This is a genomic window from Leptolyngbya sp. FACHB-711, from assembly GCF_014695615.1.
In the GTDB taxonomy this organism is placed as follows: Bacteria; Cyanobacteriota; Cyanobacteriia; order Elainellales; family Elainellaceae; genus Leptolyngbya_A.
The window spans coordinates 17,560-33,290 of the sequence record NZ_JACJOR010000446.1; the positions used below are offsets into that span (position 1 = coordinate 17,560).

At 53.2% G+C, this 15,731-nt stretch carries 15 protein-coding genes; 8 read left to right on the forward strand and 7 right to left on the reverse strand.

Annotated elements, in window-relative coordinates:
* Positions 1-35: 35 nt before the first annotated feature.
* Entirely contained in the window at positions 36-2,189 is a 2,154-nt protein-coding gene (locus H6F80_RS19990; RefSeq protein WP_190793279.1) for a PPC domain-containing protein, read from the forward strand.
* Between the two features lie 103 nt (positions 2,190-2,292).
* Positions 2,293-3,054, forward strand: coding sequence for a lecithin retinol acyltransferase family protein (locus H6F80_RS19995; RefSeq protein WP_242067471.1), 762 nt, complete (start codon positions 2,293-2,295; stop codon positions 3,052-3,054).
* Between the two features lie 45 nt (positions 3,055-3,099).
* On the opposite strand, the gene H6F80_RS20000 is transcribed toward H6F80_RS19995, so the two are convergent.
* The gene (locus H6F80_RS20000; protein ID WP_190793280.1) at positions 3,100-3,792 is read right to left on the reverse strand and encodes a Crp/Fnr family transcriptional regulator; all 693 of its coding nucleotides are present in this window, start codon (positions 3,790-3,792) and stop codon (positions 3,100-3,102) included.
* 283 nt (positions 3,793-4,075) lie between these two features.
* Between H6F80_RS20000 and H6F80_RS20005 the strand changes: the two genes are divergently transcribed.
* Entirely contained in the window at positions 4,076-5,047 is a 972-nt protein-coding gene (locus tag H6F80_RS20005; RefSeq protein ID WP_190793281.1) for a hypothetical protein, read from the forward strand.
* A 653-nt stretch (positions 5,048-5,700) separates the two neighbouring features.
* Here H6F80_RS20005 and H6F80_RS20010 read toward each other — a convergent pair.
* A complete protein-coding gene (locus tag H6F80_RS20010; RefSeq protein ID WP_518523619.1) occupies positions 5,701-6,447 on the reverse strand; it encodes a C40 family peptidase in 747 nt (248 codons plus the stop codon).
* Between the two features lie 158 nt (positions 6,448-6,605).
* Between H6F80_RS20010 and H6F80_RS20015 the strand changes: the two genes are divergently transcribed.
* Entirely contained in the window at positions 6,606-7,541 is a 936-nt protein-coding gene (locus H6F80_RS20015) for a serine hydrolase (RefSeq protein ID WP_190793282.1), read from the forward strand.
* Positions 7,542-7,546: 5 nt separating this feature from the next.
* On the opposite strand, the gene H6F80_RS20020 is transcribed toward H6F80_RS20015, so the two are convergent.
* The 5 genes from H6F80_RS20020 to H6F80_RS20040 all read right to left on the reverse strand — a co-directional run bounded on the left by H6F80_RS20020 (position 7,547) and on the right by H6F80_RS20040 (position 12,669).
* Positions 7,547-9,457: a GAF domain-containing sensor histidine kinase gene (locus tag H6F80_RS20020; RefSeq protein WP_190793283.1), complete on the reverse strand. Its 1,911-nt coding sequence runs from the start codon at positions 9,455-9,457 to the stop codon at positions 7,547-7,549.
* 259 nt (positions 9,458-9,716) lie between these two features.
* The gene (gene era, locus H6F80_RS20025; RefSeq protein ID WP_190793284.1) at positions 9,717-10,721 is read right to left on the reverse strand and encodes a GTPase Era; all 1,005 of its coding nucleotides are present in this window, start codon (positions 10,719-10,721) and stop codon (positions 9,717-9,719) included.
* 267 nt (positions 10,722-10,988) lie between these two features.
* The gene (locus tag H6F80_RS20030) at positions 10,989-11,735 is read right to left on the reverse strand and encodes a M48 family metallopeptidase (RefSeq protein WP_190793285.1); all 747 of its coding nucleotides are present in this window, start codon (positions 11,733-11,735) and stop codon (positions 10,989-10,991) included.
* Positions 11,735-12,238 (reverse strand): NUDIX hydrolase, encoded by a 504-nt coding sequence (locus tag H6F80_RS20035; protein ID WP_190793286.1) that lies wholly within the window; start codon positions 12,236-12,238, stop codon positions 11,735-11,737. The genes H6F80_RS20030 and H6F80_RS20035 overlap by 1 nt, the downstream gene beginning before the upstream one ends.
* Positions 12,235-12,669 (reverse strand): hypothetical protein, encoded by a 435-nt coding sequence (locus H6F80_RS20040; RefSeq protein WP_190793287.1) that lies wholly within the window; start codon positions 12,667-12,669, stop codon positions 12,235-12,237. Before H6F80_RS20040 ends, H6F80_RS20035 begins: the two co-directional genes overlap by 4 nt.
* A 240-nt stretch (positions 12,670-12,909) precedes the next feature.
* On the opposite strand from H6F80_RS20040, the gene folD reads away from it, so the two are divergent.
* The 4 genes from folD to H6F80_RS20060 all read left to right on the forward strand — a co-directional run.
* Complete coding sequence (gene folD, locus H6F80_RS20045) at positions 12,910-13,773, forward strand: bifunctional methylenetetrahydrofolate dehydrogenase/methenyltetrahydrofolate cyclohydrolase FolD (protein WP_190793288.1); 864 nt, start codon at positions 12,910-12,912, stop codon at positions 13,771-13,773.
* Positions 13,774-13,888: 115 nt separating this feature from the next.
* Complete coding sequence (gene crtE, locus H6F80_RS20050; RefSeq protein WP_190793289.1) at positions 13,889-14,803, forward strand: geranylgeranyl diphosphate synthase CrtE; 915 nt, start codon at positions 13,889-13,891, stop codon at positions 14,801-14,803.
* A gap of 30 nt (positions 14,804-14,833) precedes the next feature.
* On the forward strand, positions 14,834-15,289 hold the full coding sequence (locus H6F80_RS20055) for a divergent PAP2 family protein (protein WP_190793290.1): 456 nt from the start codon (positions 14,834-14,836) through the stop codon (positions 15,287-15,289).
* 27 nt (positions 15,290-15,316) lie between these two features.
* Positions 15,317-15,731: dihydrofolate reductase family protein (locus H6F80_RS20060; protein ID WP_190793291.1), on the forward strand; the 415-nt coding region annotated here is incomplete at its 3' end.

The following is a 15,731-nucleotide window of genomic DNA, read 5'->3' on the forward strand; positions in this document are numbered from 1 at the left end:
CCGGGTTGCCCCTGCTTAGGTCATCAGGAGGATTTATGTCAAATCGTTTTGCGTCTGGGGCGTTCCCTCAGGCTCGCTCGAATGCGTCGTTTCAGCTACAAACGGATTCGCCGCTATTCCAGAAAGTTCAGCCAGAGACTCAGCGCAAGTTTCTGAAAGTAAGCAGTTCAAGAAATTCGCCCTTCCAAAAGATGCGGTTTGCTCAGTCAGGCAACAGTACTGGCAGTCTGAAGATTCAGCCCATTAGCGCAACGGCAACGGCAAATCAAGGCTTAGCTGGCAACAGCTTATCGACTGCCAATAATCTGGGCAACCTGAGCGGACGAGCGGAACTCACCTGGAATGGCTCGATCGGCGGCAGCACGACGGATCAGTATTTTCGGATGAATCTGTCTCGATCGCTGCGGTTTCGACTTACTCTGAGTCAGCTTAGTGCCAATGCGGATCTGTCAATCGTGCGGCAAAACGGCGATTCCGTGGCGCGATCGTTGCGAGGCGATCGGCAAGATGAGCGAATCGAAGGCAACCTGCGGGCGGGAACTTATTTTATTCGCGTTTCGGCAGGCACCACTAGCACCAACTACACGCTGAAGCTGAAAGGATCAGGATTTGCCAGCGATGCCGGAAATACTACCCTGTCTGCCTTGGATGCCGGGAACATTAGCCGCCTTCAGCGCAGTTACCAGGGACGGGTAGATTCAAAAGACAACGCCGATGTCTATAAGTTTTCCCTATCCGAAGCTGGGCAAGTCGCGCTGAACCTGAAGGGTCTTTCCGAGGATGCCGATATTCAGTTGCTCAGCAGCACCGGGGCAGAACTGGGACGATCGGGCAGCGATGGACAAACAGAGGAAACGATTCAGCAGCAGCTTAATGTGGGCAGCTATTTTGTGCGAGTCACTCCGTTCGACTCCGATCGCGCCAACTATACGCTGTCGATGACAGGCGGCACTGGGGCATCAGCCGCTTATGTGCCAAGTCCTTCCCCGATTCCTGCACCCAGTCCAACTCCGGGTGGGGGAGCCACTTCGAGCGGTAGTGCTCCTGGAACCTCGCTCAGCACCGCATCTGTTCAATCTGCCGCTTTTTCACGCAGTGACCAGCTTAGTGCCAGCAATCGGGAAGACTTTTATCGCTTCAGCCTTTCCCAATCTGGGACATTCACGGCAAACCTGAGTGGCTTAACGGGCGATGCCGATGTGCGGCTGATTCAGGACAAAAACAATAACGGCGCGATCGATCCCGGTGAGGTGCTGGGCTGGCAGTGGGAATGGGGAGCTACCGGGGAATCAGTTCGCCGCTTTTTGTCTGCCGGAAACTACTTTGTGCAGGTAATGGGCTACGGTAACCAGTCCATGAACTACACCGTCAACACCAACTTCACGCCCTCCGGTAGCGACGATCGCAAATTCTCGATGCAGGTTAATTTCGCAGACGGGATAGAAAGCCTCAACTTCAACGTTCGTAATGCGATTACCGAAGCCGCTAAATTCTGGGAAAATGCCATCACCCACAGCAGCTTTAACGGTTCCCATCTGCTCCAAATTGACGTTCAGGGCGTGAATAGCCCCCAAGCCTGGCTGGCAGCCGCAACCAATCGATCGGGCGCGACCGATGCGAAAGGGAACTGGATGCCCACCACGGGAATTGTCCGTATCAACACCAGCTACAGCAATTCCTATAACTCTGATCCCAGCTACCTGAAAACGCTCGTGATTCACGAACTGGGTCACGTTCTGGGCATCGGCACACTTTGGGAGAAGCAAGGACGCAGCCTGATCGATCGCGGCAGCAACACCTACAAAGCAGACAGCTACGCAGGCAGGGCTTATGGCGAAATTTCCGGCATACTTGCGCCTAAAGCCATTCCGGTTGAAGCGGGCACGTTCGGTCACTGGGACGAAGGTAAATTTGGCGATGAGCTGCTGACTCCCTTTGCGGAAGGTGCAACCGTGAAGATGCCGCTGAGCCAGGTTACGCTTGCTTCGCTACGAGATATTGGCTGGAACGTCAACTACGGCGCGGCAGATAGTTTTTCCGTTACCCAGTCTGTGCTGGCTCCTGAGGGTCTGGTTCCCAGCGGCACGACGGTAAGTGGCTGCGGCTGTTCGATGTGTGCCAACGTGCGCTCGGCTGCGGGACTGGATGAAATTGGGTCTGGAAGTTTGATGGCAGCGATTACCGCGTAGCGAGCACTGCTTCACATCAGGGTTGCCTGATCCGCGATCGTTTCCTCCTTCTGACCCTGCTGAAAGCAAAAGCGGGATGCTAGATTGTGGCTAGGAGTCATTCATGCGAATGGTTCCTGGCTTTTCTTTTTCAGGCAAACCCGTTCAGGTTAAGCAATTAGCAATGGCAAGAGGCGATCAGATTTACGTGATGCGACCCCTCCTCAGCGTTGAGGGCGTTTACGAACATCATGGAATTGATTGTGGGGATGGCACGATAATTCACTACCACAAAGGCGATGATGCCGTGATTACGCGCACCACGATGGAGGCATTTGCCAGAGGCACCCCTGTTTACACCAAACAGCAGCCGCTTGCTTTTATTCCCGATATTGTGCTTCAGCGGGCAGAGAGCCGGCTGGGCGAACGGCAGTACAATCTGCTAACCAACAACTGTGAGCATTTTGCTAACTGGTGCAAAACAGGCAAAAACGAAAGCCAGCAGCTCATCAACTACGGCTTAGACTTGTCCCAAATTCGATCGCTTGACTCCCGCCGCATGATCGAAGAAGCTGCCCAGGGAGGCGATCCGGTGACTGCGATGCAGTTGCTCAACCACGCCCAGAGCAATATTTCTGTTGCTCAATCGACCCTGCAAGATCAATACAACCGGGCACAGCAAGACATGACCACCTGGGAACGAGTGGCAACGCTGGCGTTAAAGCAAAGCCGAGAAGACCTGGCGCGAGCAGCCTTGGAACGCAAAGTGCAGGCGAAGAAACAGGCAGAAGCCGCCAAAAATCAGCTTGCAGAATTGGTTGGTATTCGAACTACGCTCGATCGCAACAGCCTGCAAATTAAGCAGCGGCTCACCCCGGTTAGCTAACCATCGGGCTGCTGGACGGCTGCAGCTCTATCAGAAAGCCGAATGCTACTTATTCGCAACCGCCTCAGCAGGCAAGCACAGCAAATTATCACCGTAGGTGCGAATCAGCCCGCGCTGGCGCAGTTTGCCCATCAAGCGCGTGACCGTAACCCGGGTTGAGCCGATCGCGCTGCCAATCTGAGCATGGGTGAGTGACCAGGGCAGCCCGTAGCCTTCATCGCAGGGTTCGCCAAATTCTTCAATTAGCAGGGTGAGGAATCCGAGCAGGCGATCGATCGTGCGGCGTTGTCCCAGCGTGCTGAGCCAGAGCAGCTTCCGCTGATGCTGATAGCGAAAGGCATCCAGAACTTCGCGCCGAAAGTGGGGCCAGTTGTCCAGGTCGTGCCAGTAGAGCCAGATCACCGCCGTTTGATCGACATGAGCAAAACTTTGGAGGGTGAACGGCGACTGCGCCACAATCTCAAAGGGCTGACCTGCCCCAACAAATCCCAGAAATGCTTCTTCTGAATTGATCCGGGGTAAACGGGAGGACCCGCTGCTCACACTAGCACTCACCTGTGCCTCGCCAACCAGACGAACCGCTCCACGCTGTACCAGGTAAAGTAAACCTGCCCGTGCCGGAATTTTTTCGTCTTTGCTAAAGGTACGGTAGCGGTAATGCTCCTGTGCCCAGTCGAGAATACGCTGCCAGGTAAGAAATGGACGGGAGGTTTCTGAGGGTGAAGACACTGAATACATAAGGGGTGACTACAACAATCAGTAGAGATGGGGGACTCTGAACTGAACTGGACGATAATGAACAGAGAGAATAATCAACAGGGAGAACGGCCGAAGAGAATACAAAATCGATTTCTTTGAGTTGTGCTTTGTGCTAATTGCATCAGTTAATACCCGTAGAACGGCTTCTTTAAGCCTTACTTTGATCTGAATCTTGATATATTACAACCAAAGTTAAAAAATCGAGTTCAGCGAAATCGACCCGCTTCTCAGGAAGCACAATAATTCTACCGGGAGTGTTAGATTGCATACCATTCTATCTGCTGCTCTCCGATCGCGACTAGTTCATCGGATACAAAAAGCACTCCATACTGAGAAGCTTCAGCAGGATGGAAAAAGCCAGACGCTTCCGCTTAAGCAGACCCGACAAGGTAAACAAAAGCAGCTTGAGTACGTTTCAGCGGTTGCTCTGAGATATGCACAGCCCTTGCAGAAGCCAGCACTACAATTGGCGAAAGACCTGATGGAGAAGCTGAGCAAACCGCTCGAAAAACTCGATGCAACTTTGCAAGGAACACTGTCTGACGCGACCCTGGACGACCTTCAGAAACATTTCAATCTTGAAGTCGCACCTCCCGGCTGGGTCTTCTTTCGGCTTGCAGATCCTGGCTTGGCAATTTGGCTGCAATGCCTCGTCGATTACCCATTACCAGTTGCCGAGGATACCTCAACAACGCTGCTGGAGTCCCGATCTTTGATTCCAATGGCTGCGTCTGCCCGTAATTCTACCAGTGTTTTTCCGATACTGCACACCTACGCCCGATGTCATAGTGTGCTTCGTCTCGGTCAGCAACTTGGGCTGATACAGGCGATCGCAAGCTGTTCTCCGTCGGCGATCGTTAAACCTGACGCTTCCTTTTGCGGCTGGCAAATTCAGGCTCCGAAGCCCTTTCCCTGGCTGCTGCCCACCGGAGGCTTTCGCGGCAGCCAGCCCGCAGAGTGGCAGCTTGTTGAGCAAATTTGCGCCACTCTGGATCAACGAGCGGAGCTAGACGCTCAGTTCAACCCAATCTCCGATATAAAAGAAACTCTTAAGCAAGCCGATCGCCTCAGCCAGAGCTGGCAACTATTTTATGCGGCGTGTCGCATCGCCGACGAAGTAGGGCAAAACGACCCCGCGCAGGCACAGCTTCGACTGGGATTAACTTGGATTACTCAAAAGTTGCTGCACGAATTGCTGCGCTCGATCGAACTGCCAACTCCCCTGTTTCTCTAACAGCTCAAGCATCATTCTTGAGAGGCAGCCGCTTACTTCTATTATTAATCTGACATCATGCCTCTGACGGATTTTCTCCAAAAGCGTGACAAATCAAAACAGGTTTGTTATTCTATCCAATGTGTGAGGAGCGAACCAGCAAGGGCATCGAGACGAAACACGGTCAGTCGTCGATGCCCTTTCTGATATCAATTTTTTCTCACTTTGTCGGATTTTTATTAATACTTTGCTATTTTTTTATTAAAAAAGTTAATTAGTATTAGATTGGTTCCAATTAAGTTTTAAGAACCCGTTTTAAGTACAAGAAATTTAAGTGGCGATCGTGACGAGCGAGAAATAATTAGAGTTAGATCAGCAGCACAGATCCTGCGATAAATTACTCAATCAATCCCTAATTTGAGTTCTGGTTGAGTCCGGTCTGGCGCGATTCGATCGGCTTTTTTGTAATCGTTCGCAGCAGGTTGGTGACAGGGTGTTCGAGAGGCTGTCTGAAAAGTCATCATCCTGACCCGAACCACCCCCGCGCGGATCAAGGCTGGGGAACCAAACCATCGCTTAGTTTCGCAGTCCCCTGACGTTGAACCATTGAGGGGCGATGCAGCATGATTGATCCTGCTAAAACACCCCCTTGCACTCAATCTGGAAACAGCAAACTAAAGCAGATTACCGATCGAAAGCGTCGATTGATAGCTGCTCAAGATGCGTCCGGCTCCCCGCAACTGCTGAGAATAAGTGCGGCTGATTCGATCTTCGGTTTCAGCCAGGGTGTCAATGCCGATTCCGTTTCTGCCCTGATCCCTGCCAGAACTGTGCAGATAGCAGCTTTCTCCGATGTACAAACCGACATGAGTGGCACGATCGGGAGTCCCAAAGAAAACTAAATCACCCGGTTCAAGCTCCTGAAGGGCGATCCGTTGGGCGAAGCCCTCCTGCTGATAGGCATCTCTGGGAATCCAGATTCCCACCGAGGCAAAGGCAGTTTGCATGAGCCCAGAACAGTCGTAGTTCGGTCCCACTGTCCCGCCCCACAAATAGCGATTGGGCTGATTCATTGCGCTGTAGGTAAAGGCGATTACCTGCGACATCCGGGCACGAGTCTCAGCTTCGGGTAGAAAAAGCGGTTCATAAGCTGCCTCAGCCGCCTCTAACAAATCCAGATCTTCAACCGCAATCCAGCCCGGATAGTCATCTTCACAGAGCCGCACCTGAATCACCGTGCCGTTGACCTGTCCTGCTTCGTCAAAGGGCAAAGCCAAAATTTTGAGCTGTCGCCCTGGCATTGCTTGGGTTGCCAGCGATCGCAAATCAGGCGAATCATACAAATTGAGATTGCCCTGACACTCATACTCCTGAGCCGGGTTATTGTCGATTGCCACTTTTAGCAAAGGAAGCGTCAGCACAGCAGTTTCTCACCCATTACTTGTCCACTCCCTCTATTTTTCCACCTCTTCACCCCCTTACCCCGCTTCCTTCACTCATCCACTCCCTTCCTATTCCCTCACGCCATATCTCCTACTCCTGATGTAATCTTTGGTGGGTGAACTTGTGAGGTCTAATCATGCCTTTCTTCTATCGAGATGCACAGCTTGAGCAGTGGGGCGATCGGATTTTGGAGGCGACCTGGGCTGCTTTTCCGGGACTGACGCGCACACAGCTTGCGATAACCTGGCTGATCTACGATGAGCCGATCCCGGTGAATACAGGCGGAGCGTTAACGCCAGAAGAGTTCTGGAAATATCCGGTGCGGGGGTTTTCCTATCGGGGAGTAGAGCAAATTTATCCGGCGAGCGTGGTGAAGCTGTTTTACCTGGTGGCGGTAGCAGAATGGCTGGAGCAGGGCATGATTCAGCCCTCGGCAGAACTCGATCGCGCCGTGCGAGACATGATTGTGGATTCGAGCAATGATGCGACCAGCCTGGTGATGGATATGCTGACCGGAACCACGAGCGGTCCAGAACTGCCGCCAGAGCCATTTGAGACCTGGAAATCGCAGCGTAATCTTGTAAACCGCTACTTTCAATCCCTGGGGTGGATTGAGCTAGAAGGCATTAATGTGAATCAGAAAACCTGGTGTGATGGACCTTACGGACGCGAGCGGGCTTTCTTGGGTGAACTGCGGGAAAATCGCAATACCCTGACCACCGAGGCGACCGCACGACTCATGCACAGTCTAATTGGAGGAGTCGCAGTTTCATCTAGCCGATCGCAGGCAATGATGACTCTGATGCAGCGCAGCCTGAATGCGGCGGATCTCGCTGCCGATCCTGAAAACCAGGTGACGGGCTTTTTAGGGGAAGGCTTGCCGACCGAGGCAAAACTGTGGTCAAAGGCAGGATGGACAAGCCAGGTGCGCCACGATGCCGCTTATGTGGAACTGCCCAATGCTCTGCCCTATGTGCTGGTCGTGTTTACAGAAGGAAAAACTCAGAGTCAGAACGAGAAGCTGCTTCCGTTTATTTCAGGACAGGTGGCTGAGTGTGTGATGGAGGGGTGAGGGGGTCAGAGGGCGTTTTTTGGGGTTGGGAGGAGGATGGAAAAGCAGGTTTCGTTGGTGTTGCTTTCGGCCCAGATTTTTCCGCCCAGGTGTTCAACGAGTTTTTTCACGAGTGCTAGTCCCAGTCCAGTTCCGCCGTGCTGCCAGGGATCGTTGTTGGGAATGCGGTAGAACTTTTCAAAGATGCGGGATAGTTCTGGAGCGGGCAACTGTACACCTGTGTTGCTGATGCTCAACGAAATCCAGGGCTGATCGGCTTCTTTAGGAGGCAGGAGAGAGGCAGCGATCGTAATGGTTTCCCTGGCTGGGGTGTACTTGCAGGCGTTTTGCAGCAGTTCGAGCAGGATTCGCTCCAGATAGCCCAGGTCGGTGACGATCGGCGGCAAAGGATGAGAGACCTGAATTTTGAGCTGCTGCTCCTGTTCCTCCAATCGCTCAGTAAAGGACTGCGTAATGGCAGGTAGCCAGGATTTAAGGTCAACGGGAGTGAGGTTGAGCGTTTGACTCTCAGAGTCGAGGCGGGACAGGTCGAGCAGGTCATTAATCAGGCTGGTTTCACGCTGACACTCTTTACTTAAAATCTGGAAATATTGAGCGATGCGCTGCTCCTGCCCCTCCATAGTTCCTGCCTGTTTGAGCGCGACCGACAGCATTTGAATCGCCATTTTCATGTTTGCCATCGGGGTGCGGAGTTCGTGAGACACGGTGCTAAGAAAGTCGTCCTTGAGCCGATTGAGCCGCTCTAGCTCTTTGACCTGCGCCTGGGCTGCCTGAAATAGCCGCGCCTGTCGAATGGCGATCGCGCACTGGTTTGCTACCTGCTGCACCAGCCGGATATCCTGCTCGGTATAGCGGCAAAACGCCTGGTTAATCAGCCACAAATCACCCAGAACTCCCTGGTCATCAACGATCGGGCAAGTGAGCATGGCAACTCGCCCCCGCACTGGGTTGGGCATGAGCGAACAAAACTGAAACGATAAACCTTCCAAAAGCTGATTGTAGATTTCGGGAAAGGCTTCCAGAGAGACGCTCCGCCCCTGATAGGGAGAAAGATCGTTGGTGTATTCGTAGTGGATAGTTGATGTGCTTTTTTCCAGGTCGTAGAGGGCAGCATTGCAGCCAACAACGCCCGTTGCTTTTGCCAGCTCTGCCACGACGGTTTCAAGAATCTGATCTTCGTCCAGGCTGTCGCGCACTTTGTCGGTGATTCGCTTCAGCGTTGCCTCAAACTCAAACGCGAGCTGAAGTTCTGCAGTGCGGGCTTGAATCTGCCGTTCCAGGTTGGTGTTGAGCCGCTGCACTTCCTGATACAGTTCTGCCTGCTGGATTAAGCTTTCCAGGTGAATTGCAAGCTGATGCAGCAAGTTGAGTTCCCAGGCTTTCCACTGGCGATCTGCACGGCACTGATGCACCACCAGCAGACCCCAGAGCGAATCCTGCACGATCACCGGAATGCTCACCTCTGCTTGAATCTGAAAGTGATGGCGGCTCGACGTGTCGATATTAAATCCGCCCGATTGCACCAGTGCCTTCGATCGGTTGATCTGACGACAGAGTGCCCGAAACTGACGCGTCAGGTCGGACCGGGGCTCTGCTTGCCAGCGCGCTTCTGTAACCGACTGCGCCAGGATGTCGCCCTTGCTGCGCGGTTTGTAGTGGTAAATTAGGACGCGATCGGTTTGGAGAACCTGCTGCACTTTATCGGTCGCGGTTTGCAACATTCGATGCAGATCCAGCGATTGATTGGCTGAACGGGCGATCGCCCGGACGAGCTTTTGCCATTCTGCCTGTTGTCGCTCCCAGTCTTGAGAAGAAATACTCGGTTCAGGATTCGTAGCGGAAATGGGAGACAGTGCAGGCGTCAAACCCTGTCTCAAAGGCAAATTGAAATCGGCTTCAAGGTGATGATCAGACACAGGCTCAGCGAAAAATACAGCATGAAACGGAAAGCGAAATTAAGGCGAGAGCGAAAGCGGCTGAGTACTTGCCTTGCGCGACTTCACAAGTGTGGCGTTTCACCGCGTCAGGTAGCAGCTAGGCGCACCAGTCATCGAATGAGCTTCCCGGTCTAGAGTGCCCACAGGTGAAATGAAATCACGGTCGCAATTCATCAACCGGACGATCCGGGTGAAACCCACGGAGCATGGACGAGATAAAGTTTTTGCCAATCTAACTTTATTCCTCAACGCGGTAGCCAAACTCGGCAAGCTGGTTACGCGACTGTCTCCATTTCGGCTGCACCCTAACAAAAAGCTCCAGGTACACTTTGCCCATCACTAGCTTTTGAATCTGCTGCCGGGCGGCTGACCCAATGGTTTTCAGCATTTGTCCGCTCTTGCCGATGATAATCCCCTTTTGGGAGTTTCGCTCCACATTAATTGTTGCCAGAATCCGGGTAATGTCAGGGGCTTCTTCGACGCGATCGATCGCGATGGCAACCGAATGGGGCACTTCCTCGCGGGTATGCAGCAAAATCTGTTCGCGGATGAGTTCGCCCATAATGAAGCGTTCGGGCTGATCGGTCACTAGATCGGGCGGGTAGTAATAGGGTCCGGGTTCCAGTGCGCCAACCAGGGTAGCTTGCAGTTCCTCTAGCCCGGCTCCCGACAACGCTGAGAATTTTACCAGCGACCAGTCGCGCTCTTGAGCGATTTCGGCGTAGGTCTGATCAATTTGCTCGATCGCCTCGCGGTCTTCAGGCTGCTGGTCGATTTTGTTAAGTCCCAAAATCACAGGCGTTTCGGTACGCCGAATCAAGTCAGTCACAAACCGATCGCCCTTGCCTGACGGCACAGACCCATCAACCACAAACAGCACCACATCGACCGAGTCGATCGCAATTTGAGCATTTTTAACCAGGACTTCGCCTAGTTGATGATGGGGCTTGTGAATCCCTGGGGTATCGACAAAGATAATTTGTGCGTCTGGAGTCGTGAGAATTCCCCGCAGGCGATTGCGTGTCGTTTGAGCAACCGGAGAAGTGATAGAGATTTTTTGCCCGACAAGCTGGTTCATCAGCGTTGATTTGCCCACATTGGGTCTGCCAATGATGCCCACAAAGCCCGACCGATAGCCAGGCGGGGCGATCGGGATGAGTGGTTCACCCAGTGCAGCAAGCAAATCAGATTGGTCAGGAGCAGCAGGGTGCGAAGCACTTTCCTCTAGGGGGCGATCGGTCATAGCAGGTCGTACGTTGTACTGAGTTGTACTGATAAGCAACAGGAACACTATGTTCTATGTTCGCATCGATCGATTCTTGAGAGCGAAGATTCACACAATGCAGCGTAAATAGATAGCCAGAACTACCAGAAACAGCTTGTCTTCGGCTTTTTGAGCGACAGCCCCATCTCTAGATTCAATGCATGACGCTACGCTAACCCATCCTATGCCTTCGCCAACTACGCCTTCGCCTCATCTTCTGATCTCCTCATCCACCTATCCACATTCCTACTCAAAAAACCGCTCCACCCACTCCGGCACATAAACCCAGGCACGATTTAGCTCTGCGTCAAGCTCCCGATACTGCGGTTCCTTACGGGCGACCAGTGCCCAGTAGCTTGCTGAGTGATTCAGGTGAATGGTGTGGCAGAGTTCGTGAATCAGAACATAACGCACCAGATGCGGCGGCAGAAACAGCAGCTTGTAGTTGAGGTTGATATTTTTCTTGCCCGAACAGCTTGCCCACAGCGTCTTTTGCCCACGTACGGCTGCGGTTTGAAACGGAAGATTGATTTCGGAGCTGAGCTGACGAAGCCAGGGAACGAGCTGCTGTTCGGCTCGGCGGCTGAGCCAGTGGCGCAGGAGTTTGTAGGTAACAGCAGGTTCCTGGGTAGGAGCAAAGAGCAGGATCTGGGAGCTAGCAGCGATCGTCTTCACCGAAGAATTGCCGGGCTGATACTGCACCGTCCAGTTTTCATCGATCGCTCGGAGACACAACCGCTCAGGAATCATGCCGTCGCTGCCCAGCTCTGCTGCATCCCCCGGAAAAGACTGCCGCTCAGCTTCAATCCGCTGGGTGGTTTTCGCAATCCAATCTTTGCGCTTCTCCAAAATTTCGGGAAGCTTACGGCGATCGAATCCCTTCGGCACGACAATTTCTACGTCGCCCAGATGCGTCACTTTGATGCTGACGTGCTTTGCTTTGGTGCTTTCCCGGATGCGATAGGGTTTCGATTTAGAGAATTTCGCTGCCATTAGGTCTCAGGTTCGTCTGCGATCGAGAATCCCTCTCTAAGAAAATCTAGCAGAATTTGCCGATGGGGTTGGGCAAGGGCGCGAATCTGCCCGATACGATCGGAATAGCAGTCGCCTCGCCTTACTTCTTCTATGGTAAGCAGTCTCAAGTCGATTCCTTCATTGAGTTCGAGATCGGTGATGGGAACCGTGAGCGGAACCGCGAAAACGTGCCGAATCACTTGCATCTCTGTCCTGTAGGCGCGGAAGTATCGAACGTAGGGCGGCTGATAGCCAATTTCCTCTTGAAGTTCGCGCCAGATTGCCCGCTCGGGAGACTCCCCCGGTTCGAGATGTCCGCCAAAAAACGCCCATACGCCCGGATAGCGAATCTGAGGCTTGTCATCCCGCAGCTGCATCAAAAATCGCAGTGAAGCCGTTCCCCTCGAGGAGCCATTGTTCTGGTGCAAAATGGCGATCGCCACCTGGGAACTTGAGTCGAGTTGGATTGTGGGATCAATCATCGCGGCTGTTTTTCGATCAGGTGCTGCTGCTCAATGTACACTTCCTCCGCAGTTTGCCCCTCGATCGTGATTTCCTCAATCCGAATTTTTCCTCGAATTTTCACCTGCTCCCCTGTTTCCAGGGTGCGATCGTCCGTTAAGACCCAGATCTCGCCTGTCGGGTCTTTCAGCTCGTACACTTCTGCCCCAATCAGCGGTACTCGATCGCCCACTGTTCCCTCAAGTTGCACTGTAGAAGACCACCGACGGGGACGGGTTTGCACATCCTGTACTGTTGTCAAGCGGCTACAGCTATTAAGCAGCAGGGCAAGAAGAAGGGTTCCGGCGGCAAGACCCGGAGCAACGCGAAACCATTTTCCGGTTAGGGTGATCGATCGGTGCGAGGAGGCAAGGCTTTTAAGCAACAGGACAGCATGATTGCGGCTTTTCACGTCACCTCCACACCAGGGAATTCTGTACGACTGCTCCGACTGAAGATTTTATTCTGATTGAAGTAACGTTGACAGCCAGAATGAGCTGCCCAGGAATCACGAATCTTAACTCCCGGCTGCGATCGAGATACGAGGGCGACAATAGACGCTAAACTAAGGACTTTGAGCATTCAGCAGTCGCGAATCAACCTTGGATAATCAAAGGGATTTTTGCCCATTGACGCTCACCCTCAACTCACTATGACAGGCATCCTGGACGGCAAAGCACTCGCAGCCAAAATTCAAGCAGAACTGACCGACGAGGTAGAATCCTTGAGCGATCGCCATAGACGACCGCCCGGTTTAGCAGTGCTGATGGTGGGCGATAATCCTGCCAGTGCTGCCTATGTGCGAAATAAAGAGCAGGCTTGTGCGCGGGTGGGGATCGCTTCATTTGGCAAGCATTTTCCGGCAGACGCGACCCAGGCAGATTTAGAGCAGACGATTCAGAGCTTAAACGAAGACGATCGCGTAGACGGGATTCTGGTGCAGTTGCCCCTGCCCGATCATCTGGACGCGGTCGCCCTGCTGAATCAAATCAATCCCGACAAAGACGCAGACGGGCTGCATCCGGTGAATTTGGGTCGTCTTATGCGTGGGGAACCAGGGCTGCAAAGCTGTACGCCTGCCGGGTCAATGCGTCTGCTTCAGGAACACGGCATCTCGGCAAAAGGCAAACAGGCAGTCGTGGTCGGACGCAGCATTCTGGTGGGCAAGCCGATCGCCCTGATGCTGCTTGCAGAAGATGCCACGGTGACGATTGCCCACTCTCGCACCCCAGATCTAAGCGCAGTCACCCGCAGCGCAGATATTTTGGTCGCGGCAGTTGGTCGCCCGAATCTGATTACGCCGGAGATGGTGAAACCGGGCGCGGTTGTGGTAGATGTGGGAATCAATCGTGTCACCCATGAGGCAACGGGAAAATCCCGGCTGGTTGGAGACGTGGATTATGAAGCGGTCAAAGCTGTTGCAGGCTGGATTACTCCGGTTCCGGGCGGAATTGGACCGATGACTGTGACCATGCTGTTGCACAATACAGTATGGAGTTATCGCCAGCGCCTGTAGCCGATTACCAAACAGGAACTGCTTTGCATTGCCGCTGTGCGTTTAAAGTGCGCGTTCAGAAATGCGCGTTCATGGTGTAGGAATGACAAGTTTAGTGGCTCAAGCGGATTAAAGCATGGTTGCAACCAACAGTCAGCAGTATCTCGAATTCGACCTCAAACGCTATCTGGCAGCACAGCAGGCACAGGTTGAGGCAGCCCTCGCTCGCTCGATCGACGTGGTGTATCCCGAAAAAATTTATGAGGCGATGCGCTACTCACTGATGGCAGGGGGCAAGCGGCTGCGTCCAATTCTCTGTCTAGCAACCTGTCAGCTGATCGGCGGTACGACTGCAATGGCAATGTCAACCGCCTGCGCCCTGGAAATGATCCACACTATGTCGCTGATCCACGATGACTTGCCCGCAATGGACAACGACGACTTCCGGCGCGGCAAACCTACGAATCACAAAGTTTACGGCGAAGATATTGCGATTCTGGCAGGCGATGGGCTGCTGGCTTATGCCTTTGAATTTATCGCGGCCCAAACTCAGGATGTCCCAGCCGATCGCGTTCTGCAAGTCATTGCTAAATTGGGCCGTGCGGTGGGTGCAGCGGGTCTAGTCGGCGGTCAGGTGGTCGATCTGGAGTGCGAAGGGCGATCGGATGTCACGGTGGACACGCTGACCTATATTCATCGCCACAAAACTGGAGCACTGCTGGAAGCAGCGGTGGTGTGCGGCGCAATATTGGCGGGGGCAAATGAAGGCGATCGCCAGCGGTTGGCAGAATACGCTCAAAACATTGGGCTAGCGTTTCAAATTATTGACGACGTGCTGGACATCACCGCCACGCAAGAAGAGCTGGGCAAAACTGCAGGCAAAGATCTGCAAGCCCAAAAAGCGACCTATCCCAGTTTTTGGGGCATTGAGGAATCAAAGCGTCAGGCAGATCAGCTCGTGAACGAGGCAAAGGCAAATCTCGCAGCCTATGGAGAAAGTGCCTATCCGCTGATGGCGTTGGCTGACTACATTACTGCTCGCAAAAACTAGGCTATTCGCAAAAACTCGCTACCCGCCATCATGCAGGACTTTCCCGCCATCCTTGACAATCACGTGCTGCTCGTCTCGCTGCTTGCCTCTGTGCTGGCGCAGATTATCAAAGTCTTTGTTGATTTAATTCGCGACGGTAAGATTAACTTCCGCACCCTGGTTGAAACCGGAGGAATGCCCAGTGCCCATTCTGCGCTCGTCACGGCTCTGGCTGCCGGAGTTGGACAAACCGCAGGCTGGGAAAGCGGCGAATTTGCGATCGCCTTTGTGTTTGCGGTGATCGTAATGTACGACGCAGCCGGAGTGCGGCAGGCAGCCGGAAAGCAGGCGCGAATTCTCAATCAAATCGTTGATGAGCTGTTTCGTGAGCATCCTACCTTTAATGAAAATCGGCTGAAAGAGCTTCTGGGACACACGCCCGTGCAGGTCATTGTGGGTTCTGCCCTGGGAGCAGCAATCTCCTGGATCGCTTCGCCTGCCTATTAAGTTGTATTTCACTGAAAGCATGTTCCAATGAAAACTCAGTATTACACTGCCACCAGTTTAGATGGCTTTATTGCTGATTCAGAGAACTCCCTGGAGTGGCTCTTTCAGTTTGGCGAACCCGACAGCAGCAGCTATCCAGATTTCGTTCGTGACGTTGGGGCGATCGCAATGGGTTCGACGACTTACGAATGGATTCTCAACCATCCAACGGGCGAGGGAGCCGATCGATCGCCAGCATGGGCGTATGAACAACCCGCCTGGGTCTTTACCTCGCGCAGTTTGCCCCTGATTGAAGGCGCAGATATTCAATTTGTCAAAGGGGATGTCCGCTCAGTGCATCAAGAAATGACCCAGGTGGCGGGCGATCGAAATATCTGGATCGTGGGCGGAGGAGATTTAGCCGGTCAGTTTTATGATCAGGGATTGCTGGATGAAATTATTG